12 protein-coding genes and 2 pseudogenes are annotated in these 11,743 nt (G+C 64.9%); 6 read left to right on the top strand and 8 right to left on the bottom strand.

All coding sequences use genetic code 11. From position 1 onward, the window contains the following. Positions 1-407: 407 nt before the first annotated feature. The 4 genes and pseudogenes from F2P45_RS27060 to F2P45_RS27050 all read left to right on the top strand — a co-directional run. Positions 408-845 (top strand): annotated as a pseudogene (locus F2P45_RS27060) (aminotransferase class I/II-fold pyridoxal phosphate-dependent enzyme); the annotation flags it as partial. A 184-nt stretch (positions 846-1,029) separates the two neighbouring features. Further along, positions 1,030-1,404 (top strand): hypothetical protein, encoded by a 375-nt coding sequence (locus tag F2P45_RS27055; RefSeq protein WP_166881318.1) that lies wholly within the window; start codon positions 1,030-1,032, stop codon positions 1,402-1,404. Between the two features lie 164 nt (positions 1,405-1,568). Beyond that, positions 1,569-1,813, top strand: a pseudogene (locus F2P45_RS36450) (methionine aminotransferase); the annotation flags it as partial. A 53-nt stretch (positions 1,814-1,866) separates the two neighbouring features. After that, positions 1,867-2,964, top strand: coding sequence for an HD-GYP domain-containing protein (locus F2P45_RS27050; protein ID WP_166881317.1), 1,098 nt, complete (start codon positions 1,867-1,869; stop codon positions 2,962-2,964). Between the two features lie 21 nt (positions 2,965-2,985). Here F2P45_RS27050 and F2P45_RS27045 read toward each other — a convergent pair whose 3' ends face one another. Then, on the bottom strand, positions 2,986-3,903 hold the full coding sequence (locus tag F2P45_RS27045) for a LysR substrate-binding domain-containing protein (RefSeq protein ID WP_166881316.1): 918 nt from the start codon (positions 3,901-3,903) through the stop codon (positions 2,986-2,988). Between the two features lie 141 nt (positions 3,904-4,044). On the opposite strand from F2P45_RS27045, the gene F2P45_RS27040 reads away from it, so the two are divergent. Beyond that, on the top strand, positions 4,045-4,458 hold the full coding sequence (locus F2P45_RS27040; RefSeq protein ID WP_166881315.1) for a RidA family protein: 414 nt from the start codon (positions 4,045-4,047) through the stop codon (positions 4,456-4,458). Between the two features lie 39 nt (positions 4,459-4,497). Next, entirely contained in the window at positions 4,498-5,136 is a 639-nt protein-coding gene (locus F2P45_RS27035) for a DUF2625 family protein (RefSeq protein WP_166881314.1), read from the top strand. 27 nt (positions 5,137-5,163) lie between these two features. On the opposite strand, the gene F2P45_RS27030 is transcribed toward F2P45_RS27035, so the two are convergent. The 7 genes from F2P45_RS27030 to F2P45_RS27000 are packed head-to-tail and all read right to left on the bottom strand — an operon-like array spanning position 5,164 to position 11,633. After that, positions 5,164-6,234: a tetratricopeptide repeat protein gene (locus F2P45_RS27030; protein WP_166881313.1), complete on the bottom strand. Its 1,071-nt coding sequence runs from the start codon at positions 6,232-6,234 to the stop codon at positions 5,164-5,166. Continuing rightward, a complete protein-coding gene (locus F2P45_RS27025) occupies positions 6,231-7,121 on the bottom strand; it encodes an ExeA family protein (RefSeq protein WP_166881312.1) in 891 nt (296 codons plus the stop codon). Before F2P45_RS27025 ends, F2P45_RS27030 begins: the two co-directional genes overlap by 4 nt. 1 nt (position 7,122) lies before the next feature. Next, the gene (gene mshL / locus F2P45_RS27020) at positions 7,123-8,931 is read right to left on the bottom strand and encodes a pilus (MSHA type) biogenesis protein MshL (protein WP_166881311.1); all 1,809 of its coding nucleotides are present in this window, start codon (positions 8,929-8,931) and stop codon (positions 7,123-7,125) included. A gap of 8 nt (positions 8,932-8,939) precedes the next feature. Beyond that, entirely contained in the window at positions 8,940-9,305 is a 366-nt protein-coding gene (locus F2P45_RS27015; RefSeq protein WP_229505324.1) for a hypothetical protein, read from the bottom strand. Continuing rightward, positions 9,290-9,976: a type II secretion system protein M gene (locus F2P45_RS27010; protein WP_166881310.1), complete on the bottom strand. Its 687-nt coding sequence runs from the start codon at positions 9,974-9,976 to the stop codon at positions 9,290-9,292. The genes F2P45_RS27015 and F2P45_RS27010 overlap by 16 nt, the downstream gene beginning before the upstream one ends. Next, complete coding sequence (locus F2P45_RS27005) at positions 9,973-10,695, bottom strand: PilN domain-containing protein (protein WP_187367233.1); 723 nt, start codon at positions 10,693-10,695, stop codon at positions 9,973-9,975. Before F2P45_RS27005 ends, F2P45_RS27010 begins: the two co-directional genes overlap by 4 nt. After that, positions 10,692-11,633: a type IV pilus biogenesis protein PilM gene (locus F2P45_RS27000; RefSeq protein WP_166881309.1), complete on the bottom strand. Its 942-nt coding sequence runs from the start codon at positions 11,631-11,633 to the stop codon at positions 10,692-10,694. The genes F2P45_RS27005 and F2P45_RS27000 overlap by 4 nt, the downstream gene beginning before the upstream one ends. Positions 11,634-11,743 lie beyond the last annotated feature (110 nt).

The raw sequence follows: 11,743 nt of genomic DNA, 5'->3' as shown, positions 1-11,743 counted from the left end.
TCATGCCGCTTTACCCTGCCCCGTTCAATTGGGTAGGGCGCCTATTGCCCACAATAGGATAATTCGAACCGAGCGGCGTCGAGAGCGACAATTCGGAATTGCGGATGACGTTTATGAAACATCCAGGTTAGAAGGCGTCGGTGTCCAAAGAACTACCCCATGGCGAGGAAATGGTTTCTGCGTGCGGCAAATCAGGGCACTGTGAGAATACTGCTTGCGTCATCATCCCGAGGCACGCTGAACCTACACGAGTTACTTAAGAAAACCGGCCCCAAAGCATGGACATTTTGCCCAGTAAGCACCGCAAAGACGGACCAATCCATGGACATTTGAAAAATCACGTAGTTCCCGCGTGCATAAGGCATCCGTCCGATGTCCATACCCCAACCACTCACCGTTGTGCAAACACGGGCTGGAAAATCGGCTACGTCGCCGCCCCGGCCAGCCTGATGGCGGAGTTCCGCAAGGTACACCAGTACAATGTTTTCAGCGTCAACACGCCGATGCAGCACGGCCTGGCGAACTACATGGCCGATCCGGCGCCGTATCTGGACTTGCCGGCGTTTTACCAGCGCAAGCGCGACCTGTTCCGCGATGGCTTGCAGGGTTCCCGCTTCACCTTGCTGCCAGCCGACGGCACCTATTTTCAATGTGTCAGGTACGACGCGATGCCGCCGATGCCGGAGTCCGATTTTGCACAATGGCTCACCACCGACATCGAGGTCGCCGCCATTCCCGTGTCCGCGTTTTACAGCCAGGGCCAGGAGTCGGGCATCGTGCGCTTTTGCTTCGCCAAGCACGACGACACCTTGCGCCTGGCGCTGGAGCGCCTTGCCAGGCTGTGATGGAGCGCGGACCCCTGGTCCCCGCTCCCGACCAACATTGTACAAAAATACATTCAGCGCTAAAATGCAACAAGCGCGTCGATAGTTCACGACGCAAATCTGGCGCGCGGCTTGGAAAGCTTTCACACAGTTCACGCCTTCCGTCGGAAGGAACGCTTTCACTCAATTAACGGGAGATCAAAAAGTGCCATTCCATAACACGCGACATTTCATACAACGAGTTTATGGCGACCGCATCGTCTGGACTGCCAACCATCGGGAGGTTTCCGCTGATGACGTCAAAAAGGTGGTTGACCAATACCGCCATGAAGGCAGCTTGACGATCTACAGCGGGACCCATGGCGACCCGGAGGGCAACTTCAGCGGTATCGACTATGCAGTTCGTGATTTTGCCATTGAGGACAGGGAGACTTCCAATTCGAATCCGAGGATACGTGTTATTAATGTCGGCAGAGTCACAATCAACATCCCCGACACGATTGCGAATGCCACGACCGATATCATGTTCGCGTGGTGCTTCAGCCACGCTTCAATTACGCACAAATCCCCTTACGTCTGAACCGCCCGTGCAAGCGGTGGGCGTGGCACGTCCTGCGCTGCGCCGTCGCGGCCAGGATCGCCAATGTCCGCGGCGCGCGCGGTCACGCCGCGCACGCGCCTGATCGTCATCATGCCCCGCACAACCCGACCGCCCCGGTACTGCGCGCGGCCGACATGCAGGACTTTTACCGGCGCAAGCGTGACCTGTTGCGCGAGGGCCTGAAAGGCTCGCGCTGCACGTTGTTGCCATCCGACGCGACCTATTTTCAAGGTGTGTGTACGAGGCAATTTCGCCTATACTGGAGTCGGAATTCGCACAATGGCCGACCACCGGCATCAAGGTCGCCGCCCTTCCCGTGTCCGCGTTGTACAGCAATGGCCGGGAATCGGGGATTGTGCGTTTTTGCTTCGCCAAGAAAGACGACACCTGGCGCTGGAGCGTCTGGCCAGATTGTGATCTACCGGAGCTGGAACCAACATCATGGCAATCAGGCGCATCACCGTGGCAGACCTGGCGTTCGGCGAACCCTTGCGCTGGGATATTTTCAGCACGCCCTCGGCCGCCCGTCCGCTGCTGAAAAAGGGCCAGGTGCTCGCGCCCGGCCAGCTTGACGACTGGCTTGCCGCCGGCCTGTACGCCGAAGCGTCGGCGCCGGTGTCGGTCCTGCAATCGCTCAACCAGATCAACCGCCGCCTCGAACGCACCTTGATGGACCTGCGCGACCAGGGCGGCGCCGACCGCGAACTGCGCGCCGCCGCCGACGACCTGATCGACACCGTCGAACGCGGCGGCGACGTGGCGCTGGCCGCCATCTTCCTGAACCAGATTGCCGGTGCCTACGCGGTGCGCCACTGCACCGAGGCGGCCGTCGTCGCCTGCCTGATCGCGCGCGCCATGGGCAAGTCGCCGGCCGAAGTGCTGGTGATCACGGCGGCGGCGCTGAGCATGAACGTGGGCATGGTGCGCCAGGCGGAACTGTTCCAGAACAAGGATGGCGCGCTGTCGCACGAAGAACGGGCGCTGGTGCGGCGCCATCCGTCGGCCAGCGTCGAGATGCTGCGCTGGGCCGGCGTGAACGACGAGGCGTGGCTCGACCTGGTGCTGCTGCATCACGAAAATGACGACGGCAGCGGCTATCCGGCCGGGAAGCTGGGCGATGAGATTTCGCAGAACGCCAAGCTGATCGGACTGGCCGACCGCTACTGCGCATTCGTGTCGGCGCGTAATTACCGGCGCTCCTTGCTGCCGCCGGTGGCGCTGCAGCGTTTGGGCGCGGGCAACGAGATGCCGTACGACCAGATCGTGCTGGGCCACTTCGCCACGCAGATCGGGGCCTATCCGCCGGGCACGCTGGTACGGCTGGAAAATGCCGAACTGGGCGTGGTGTCGCGCCGCGCGCAGGACGGCGCGGGCATGGGCGTGCACGTGCTGCGCGCGGCCGATGGCAAGAGCCTGGGCGAGGCGCGGGAGCGCGTCACCAGCGAACCGGGCTGCGCGATTGCGGAAGCCTTGCATGAGGATCACGCAAAGTTAAGGTTTCCGATGAAGCAGATTTGGGGCGAGCTGGCGAGTTTGTAGCTAGCTCGCCGTTCCCCTGCCTCACCCGGCTCGTCCGGGCCGCGCCAAAGGCGTCGCCGGTCCAGCGGCCCGGCTGCGCAACCATTCCCATGCAGCCTCCGCATGCGGACCGTGCCGATGTCCCGCACTGCGCACCAGATGATACGCGTGCCCCGCCATGCTCGGGCCGAACGGCTGCGCCAGGCGCCCGGCTGCGAGGTCGGCGGCCACCAGTTCCAGGCTCAAAAGCGCAATTCCCTGGCCGGCCAGGGCCGCCTGGATTGCATGGTCTTCATCCGAAAAAAGTAGCTGGCCGTGATGCGGCTTCCATGGCAAGCCCGCTTGTGCGAACCAGTTCTTCCAGGTCGGGTTGAGCGGGTGCGCGTGACTCCACTTGAAATCGATCAACGGGACCCGGTCCAGGTCGGCCAGCGTCAACGGTCCGAGCTGGGGGCCGGACACCGGCGCGAAGCGGTCGGCGAACAGCGGCTCCGCGACCATGCCCGGATACGGCCCGCGCCCGTAGCGAATCGCAATATCGGCGAGATCGGACCCGAGGTCGACTGCCTGATCGGATGCATGCAGCTCCAGGTCGATGTCAGGGTACAGCGTTCGAAAATCCGCCACCCGGGGCGCCAGCCAGCGCGCCATGAACGCATTGGTCGCCGAGATGACGACCCGGCGCCGTGCCTGCGCCGTCTCAAGGCGCTGCAAGACCGTTTCGAATGCATTGAAACCGTCGCGCAGCACCGGATACAGTTCCAGCCCGGCGTCGGTCAGGACGACTTTGCGCACCTGCCGCTCGAACAGGGTCAACCCGGTCAATTCCTCCAGAGCGCGAATCTGATGGCTGATCGCGGTCGGCGTGACGGCGAGTTCATGGGCGGCTTGCTTGAAGCTGCCATGCCGGGCTGCCGCTTCGAACGCGCGTAGTGCCGAAAATGGAGGAAGTCGCCGCATTGCGCATATAGATGAAATGAAATCATCTTATGCCTGACAAATGAGCGTTTGTCAACGTCACGGCGCACGCCTATCTTCTCCCTGCGGCACCGGCAACGCCGCACACACATACATCCCCTGCCGTGACAAAAGGAGTCAAGCATGCTCGAACGAATCATCACCCAGCCGGACAATTACGAACCCTTCCTGCTTTCTCAAGCGATCAAATTCGGCGAGCTCTTGTTCGTCTCCGGGCAGGCGGGCGCCGGCGACGATGGCAAGATTGTCGACGGCGGCTTCCGCGCCCAGGGCGAGCAGGCCTTCGCCAATCTCGAGCGCGTGCTCGACGCCGGCGGCTCGGGCCTCGACGCCGTCATCAAGGTCACGATCTTCGTGACCGATATGGGCAACTTCAACGAGGTGGTGGAACTGCGCCGCCGCTTCTTCACGGCGCCCTACCCGGCCGACACCATCGCCGAAATCAAGGCCTTGTATAATCCCGCGGCCATGATCGAAATCGAGGCCATCGCCGCGGTGCGTCCCAACGCCGGCGTCGGAAGCCAAACAAGAACTTGATGCGACCGTCAAGAACGGTCGCAGAGGAAGCGGAAAACCATGCGACAACTCAGCGAGCTGTTGGACACCGAAGAACCGGCATTCCCTCTGGTCCAGCAATGGGCCAGTGAGACAGACGTGCCCGTGGAACTGCTACCGCCCTCGCTAGACCGGGCCGATGTCCTGCTGACGCTTCAGGTGACCACGCGCTCCACCCTGGGCGCGATCGCTTACGACACCGGGGGCATCCTGGTCGATGGCGGCTGGCTTCGGATATTGGGTTCTGGCCATCCTCGATTGGAGCGCAACATCACGGCGTGGAACGAAGGAAAATCGGACGGTTTCCTGTTGGTCGGCGATGACGTGCTTGGCGGCTTTTTCGCGGTCAACGTCGGTGGACTCGGGGATGACCAGGGGATGGTCCATTACCTCGCCCCCGACACCCTGGAATGGGAATCGCTGGAGGTCGGCTTCACGACCTTTGTCGAATGGGCCTTGACGGCAAGGATCCGCGAGTTTTACGGCCAGGACCTCATGGAGAAATACGCGCCTGACGTAAAAACCTTGTCCGGCGACCAGTGCTTCGGCTTCTTCCCGTTTTTGTGGACCAGGGAAGGCTCCCACGAGACCAGCTCGCGGCGCACCGTTGCAGTCGAGGAGCAGTGGAAAGTGAACCTGGACTTCAGAGCGCAGTTGTGAACGTCTGCGGACGCCGACGGCGACAGCTCAGCCTCCCAGCGCCCCCACCTTGCGCTCGACAAAGCCTTGCAGTTCCGCCGACAGATTGCCCGCCGCCCGGGCGCGCCGGAACGCCGCCAGCGCCTCCGGCAAGCGTTTCTCGGCCTCCAGCGACATCCCCAGCCCCATCCACCAGACGCCGTTCTCCGGCGCGCTGCGCAGCGCCGCCTGGTACTGCTCCACCGCCTCCTGATGGCGCCGCTCGCGCTGCAAGGCGCCGGCCAGGAAGGCGCGATACTCGCCGTTGCCGCCGGCCGCCGGCAAACTCGCCATCAAGGTCTCGACGCCGGACCCGCCGCCGTCGATCTGCATGCGCGCCAGCAGCATGGCCATGGCCGGCTGCCTGGCGTCGAGCGCCAGGCCCGCTTGCAGCAAGCGCATGGCCTCAGCCGTGCGCCCCTGTTCGATATGAATCCCGACCAGGGTCTGGCGCGCCGCCTCATGGCGCGGATCGGCCGCCAGCGCCTGCTCCAGCTGCAGCACCGCGTCGCTGACGCGGCCGTCCTGCAGGCTGGCCAGGCTGCGCCGGTAGACACTCTCGGCACCCTGCCCGCCCGCCGCCTGGCGGCCGGCGAGCGGCGCCACGCCGTCGCTGCCCGCCGCCGTCCTGGTGCGCTGCGCCGGCAACACCGGCTTGTCGGTCCGCGCTGGGGCGCTGCGCTCGCGTTGCGGCGCGGCTGGCCTTGGCTGCGCCGCCAGCGCCGGCTTGGCTGCCGCCACCGGCTCGCTGGCCACGGGCGCCGCCACCGGGGTAGCCGGCTGCGGCGCCTGCGCCACCTCCGGCACCGGCAGCTGGTGCGGCGGCTCGATCACGGCCTGCTGGATCGGGGTGGCCGGCAGCACCAGCGCCACTGGCGCCACCGCCGGCTGGCGCAGCACGCGCCAGCCGTACACGCCGCCCACCGACAGGATCAGCACCCCGGCCAGCGCGCCCATCACCACCGGCACCGGCACGGCGCGCTCGCCGCGCCCAACCGGGCGGATGTCGGACTGCGCCGTGCCGGCGCCCTGCGAGCCGCGCGCGTCGAGGTCTTGCAGCATCTTGTTGATCAGACTCATGTGTTCAAGGCCCAGGTAAGTCCGCCGCCCGCCGCCATCGTCAGCGCCAGCGCGGCAAGCCAGGGCCATCGGGGGCGCCTGGCGGAAATGGTATCGCGCACCGCTTCGCTCACGTGGCGCCGGCTCACTTGCTGCCGGCCTTGCCCGTAGCACAGCATCAGCGCCTTGTGCGCGAGAATGTTGACCAGCCGCGGAATGCCGCCGCTGGCCGCATACAGGGCGCCCACCGCCGCCCGGCTGAACAGCCGGGCCCCGGTAAAACCGGCCACGCGCAGCCGGTGCGCCAGGTAAAACTCGACATCGTCGCGCGTCAGCGGCCCCAGATGGTAGTGAAAGGTGATGCGCTGGGCCAGCTGGCGAATCGATTGCAGCGCCAGGTTGCGGTTCAGCTCGGGCTGGCCGAACAGCACGATCTGCAGCAGCTTGCGCTTTTCGGTTTCCAGATTGGTCAGCAGGCGCAGCGCTTCCAGGCTTTCGATCGGAATCGCCTGCGCTTCGTCCAGGCACAGCAGCACGCGCTTGCCGTCGTTGGCCAGCGCCATGAGCTGGTGGGTGATGGCCTTGAGCAGCTGGTGCTGGTCGACGTCCTTGTCGAGCACCAGCGCCAGTTCGTCGGCCAGGGCCAGCATCAGCGTACGCGGTTCGAGGTACGGGTTGGGGATGTAGGCGGTGACGAAGTCGTCGCCCAGGGTTGCCATGAACTTGCGGCACAACAAAGTCTTGCCGGTGCCGACTTCGCCCGTGATCTTGATGAAACCTTCGCCACTCCTGGCGGCCACCAGCAGGGTGTTGAGCGCTTCCTGCGAATCCGGGCTGGTGAAAAAGAAACTCGTGTCCGGCGTAATGCCGAACGGGACTTCGCGCAGGCCGAAGTGCGAGGTATACATTTTAGCGTTGTCCCGCCGCGCGCGGGTCGAGATCGTCGAAACGGCGGCTGGTGTCGATCAGGTCCTGGTTCCAGCTGTTGGCGCCGTCGACGATGGTCGGCTTGATCAGCACCACCAGTTCGCGCTTCTGGTTGACGTTGCTCTTGTTGCGGAACAGCTTGCCGATCACCGGCAGATTGCCCGCGCCCGGAATCTGGTTGCCGTCGGCGGTCGAGGATTGGCGCATCAGGCCGCCAATGGCGACCACCCGCCCATCCTGCCCGCGCACCATGCTGTCGATTTCCGAAGTGGACGAGGCCGCCAGCGGCAGGCTCAGGTTGCCGGCGCTGCCGAGGTTGACCGATTTGCTGACCGTGGTGACCTGGCTGACCGAGGGGTGCACGTGCAGCAGGATATTGCCCTTCTCGTCGATCTGCGGGGTCACGTCGAGCACCACGCCGGAAAAGAAGGGTTGCAGGGTCACGCTCGGGCTGACGGTATTGTTGTTGTCGCCGGTGCTGGTGGTGGTCGAGACGCCGGTCACGTAAAACTCGTCGGTGCCGATCTTGAGCACGGCTTTCTGGTTGTTGATCGTGGCAATGCGCGGGCTCGACAGCACGTGCACGGTGCCTTGCGATTCCAGGAAGGAAATCAAGGCGGCGAAATTGCTGGTCTGGAAGGCCAGTCCGAACATCGATCCGGCCGAGGCCGCCGCATTCGAGAGCAGGAAGCCGGTACTGGCGGTCAAGGATTTCGGGTCGCCGATCACGGCCGGCTGGCCGCCGGTGTACGGCAGCGGCGCCAGCGAGGCGCCCGGCTGCACGAAACCGGTCGAGACGCGGTTGCCGTGCCCGCCGCGGAACGAGGCGAACGACGCCCAGTTGATGCCGCTCTGGAAGCTGTCGTTCAGTTCCACTTCGAGGATCTTGGCTTCCAGGATCACCTGGCGCCCGACCGAAAGCTGGGTCGCTTTCAGGAACATGTCGACATTGCGCAGTTCTTCCGGCATGGCGCGGATCACCACCACGCCCGACTGCGGATTGACCACCACGCTGCGGCCCAGGTCCTTGGAGCCGACGATCGCGGCGAGCGAGGCCTTCAGTTCGAGCCAGAAGTCGCTGTCCGAGGTGGTGCTGACGTTGGTGCTGTCGGTCGGCCCGTTGCCGTTGTTGTTGCCGCTGTCCTGGCCATTGTTGCTGCCGCCGTTGCTGCCGCCGTTGTTGCCACCGCCGCTATTGGCGCCGCTATTGTTGCTGTTGCCGCCGCCGTTCTGGTTGTTGGTGGCGTTCGAGACCGAGGTCGAGGTCACGCGCAGGTTCGACTTGCCCTTGCGGTTGCCGACCAGGTAGTTCACCTGGAAGATGCGGGTCTGCATGGTGAGCGGCTTGACCGAGACCCGGTTGCCCTCGATGCGGTAATCGTAGCCGTACATTTCGCGCACGGCGTCGAGCGCTTCGGCCAGGGTCACGTCTTTCAGGGTGGCAGTGATGGTGCCGCCGACTTCGGGATGGACCAGCATGTTGTAGCGCGTGCCGGTGGCGATCGAGTTGAAGAACTGCTGCGCGGGTACATTGTTGAAGTTGACGTTGAAGCGTTCTTCCAGCGCCTGGCGCGACTTGGGCAGTTGCCCGGCCAGCGCCGCGACCGGCGGCAGCAGGGCCGCGCTGACCGCGTCGTCGAGCGGCGGCGGCGTGCGTTTGGCGGCCAGCGCCATCTCGGCGGTGATGTTCTCGTAGGTGTCGCGCTTGGGCGTGCTGTCGCAGCCGGCCAGGGCCAGGGCGCTGGCGATCATCGATGCCATCACGAGGTGTTCCACACGGTGTTTTTGCATGCTCTTTGTCAGTCTCTCTCGTTAAGCCGCTGCGGGGCTGGCGTGGGCGGGAACAGGCGCAACACGCGGCGGTCCCTGCCTTTCACCAGTACAACTTCATTCTGCGTCATCTGCGCCACGCGCGCGCCCCGGAACTGTTCGCCCAGGCGCACCGTCTGGCCGTCGATCACCGCCACGTGGCGCCCGCCCGCATGGCGCGCGATCAGCACCGATTGCAACTGCGGCTCGACGCTCTGCGGCGCAGCCGCGTCGCCGGCCGGGGTGTACAGGCGCGCCGGAGGACGGGTCGGATCGGGCAAAGGCTGGGCGGCGGCGGCCTGCGCCGCCAGCAGCGCTGCGCACAGCAGCAGGCGCGCGCTCATAAGCTCATCCATTTCTTGTCCAGGCTCAAGGTGTACAGGGTCAGGCTCAGGCGCGCGTCGGGATAGGACTCGACTTCGAGCTGGGCCTTGCCCCAGAACAGCTGGACCGGCATGCCTTCGAGCGCGTCCATGTAGTTGACCATATCCAGGTAATTGCCGCGCACCGTCACTTCGAAGCCGTGCGCATAGATGGCGCGTCCGGAGCCGGCCGGCGCCGCCGTGGGCTCGGCATCGCCCGCGGGGGCGGCGAAGGAGCCCTCGAACGGCATCGCCGGCAAGCTTTTCACGCCCACCAGGCGCAGCCGGCCGTTGGCCTTGAGAATGCGTTCGAGCAGCGGCGCGATGCTGTCGGGCGTGACCAGGCTGTTGTGCGCGGTGCGCAGGCTGTCCGACAGCTTGGCGCTGGCGCCCTTGATCACCGCCAGCCGCGCGCGGTTGTCGCGGTCGGGGTCGACCGCATTCGCCTGCACCATGGCCGTGATCTCGGCGTCGATGCCGAGCATATTGTTTTGCTGCTGGCTGATCTGGCTGCGCAACATGTTCTGGCGCGCGAACAGGGGATCGAACAGCAGGGCGAACAGCACGAAGACGAGCACGCCGACCGTGGCGCCGAACACCATGGCGCGCTCGCGCACGGTCATGGCGTCGATTTTCAGTTGCAGCTGGAGCAGGCGCGCTTTCATTTGGCGGCCTCCGCCTTGATGCTCGCCGCCACCTGCTTCATGTCGGCCGGCGCGGCGGCGGCGGCAGGCACGGCGGCCACGCGCTCAGGCGCCACGTCCTGCAAGGTGAAGTCGATATACGGCGCCATCTGGCCCGGGTCGTCGGCATCCTTGCCGTCGACCTTCAGGCGCTCCCGGCTCATTTGCAGGCTGGAGAAATTCTTGCCCTGCATGGCAGGCTCGCGCGTGAGGCGGGTGACGAAGGCCGGCACCAGGCTGGCGTCGAGCGCCCTGCCCTGCAAGCCGATATGGTGGCCGTCGCCGCCGATGCGCACGCCGGTCAGCCACAGGTCAGCACCGCCCTGCCGCGCCAGCGCCTTGAAGAAGCGCGCATAGCCTTTACGCGCCTCGGCCAGGGTCGGCCCGCCCAGCACTGTCGAGACATCGTGCAGCGAGGCCAGGTCGGCTTCGGCGCTGGCGATTTGCATTTCGAGCTCGCGGCTTTTCTGGCGCGGGGCGAATTCGGCGATGACCCGGGCCTGGCGCTCCTTTTTCTGGGCCAGCTGCTCGGCGCCGGCGGCCGCCTCGGCCTCCAGCCGGCCGACGCTGTGGCGGCCCACCATCACCAGCGCCAGCGCGCCGGCCACCAGCACGCCGAGGGCGAGCAGCATGGCGCTGGACGTGAAAATCTTCTTCTGCTTGAGAAACTCGGGGTTGAACAGATTGATTTGCTGGCTCAAGAGGCAACCTCCTCGTGCCGCAGCGCCGCGCCCAGGGTCAGGAAAAAGCGCTGCTGGGCGGCGGCGCCGGCCAGTTCCGGCACCCCGTCCAGGTCCAGCACGCTGGCCAGGTCGAGCGACTCGACCTTGGTGTACAGATTGCTGGACAGGTATTCGTCGAGCCCGCTCGCGCCGGTCGGCGCCAGCACCAGTTTCGAGACATTGATGAAGTTGTACTGGCGGTCGAAATGGTCGAGCGAACGCTGCAATTCGAGGGTGATCTTGTCGTAGCACACATGCTTGCGGTCATGATCGCTGTCGAGCAATTGATCGAGCGTCACGTCGATCCGGCGCGCCAGGTACAGCTCGGCGTTGTAGGTGACGGTCAGCAAACCGCCATCGCTGCCGAAGGAGAGCACGGCCACGCCGCGCCCTTCCGGTTCGAGCAGGGCCGAGATATTCCGTTGCGCCATTTCGGGAATGTCGATCACGGCCAGCGGCACGCCGGCGTCGACGAAACGGTTCTGGCGGCTTTCGATCAGGCTGTTGCGCGCGGCTACCGCGAACAGCGACTGGCTGCGGCCCTGGCCCTTGTCGGTGGGAATGTCGAACACGTCGATGCCGGCCTGGTCGGCAGGAAAGTCGAGCATGTCCTTCAGGCGCCAGCGCACGGCCGTGCGCAATTCGTCGGCCGGCACGTTGGGCGCCTCGACCGAGAGCAACTGGTATTCGCCGGCGCCGAGCACGGTCGTGCAGCGAAAACTGTTCGCGTGCAAGTCCTTGCCGGTCTTTTCCAGCATGTCGGGGCCGCCGCCCTTGTCGGCCGCGTAAAACGCCGCCAGGGTGACGCGCGGCTTGCCTTCGGGCTGGCGCTTGACACGCGCCGCGAACACGCCGTCGCCATGCAGGGCGATTGCCAGCAAGCCATCCTTCTTCTTTGATTTCGAGAAAAATCCCATGCCCGCAATCTATATCAATACCGCGCGCGAAGTTCGTGCGGTAGCTTCTTGATTATATTCAAGTTTCATCCCGATTTAACACCTAATTTGCGATCAGCAACTGAAACCGT

Source organism: Massilia mucilaginosa (assembly GCF_011682145.1).
GTDB lineage: Bacteria > Pseudomonadota > Gammaproteobacteria > Burkholderiales > Burkholderiaceae_D > Telluria_A > Telluria_A mucilaginosa.
This window is presented reverse-complemented; position numbering and strand designations above follow the sequence as displayed.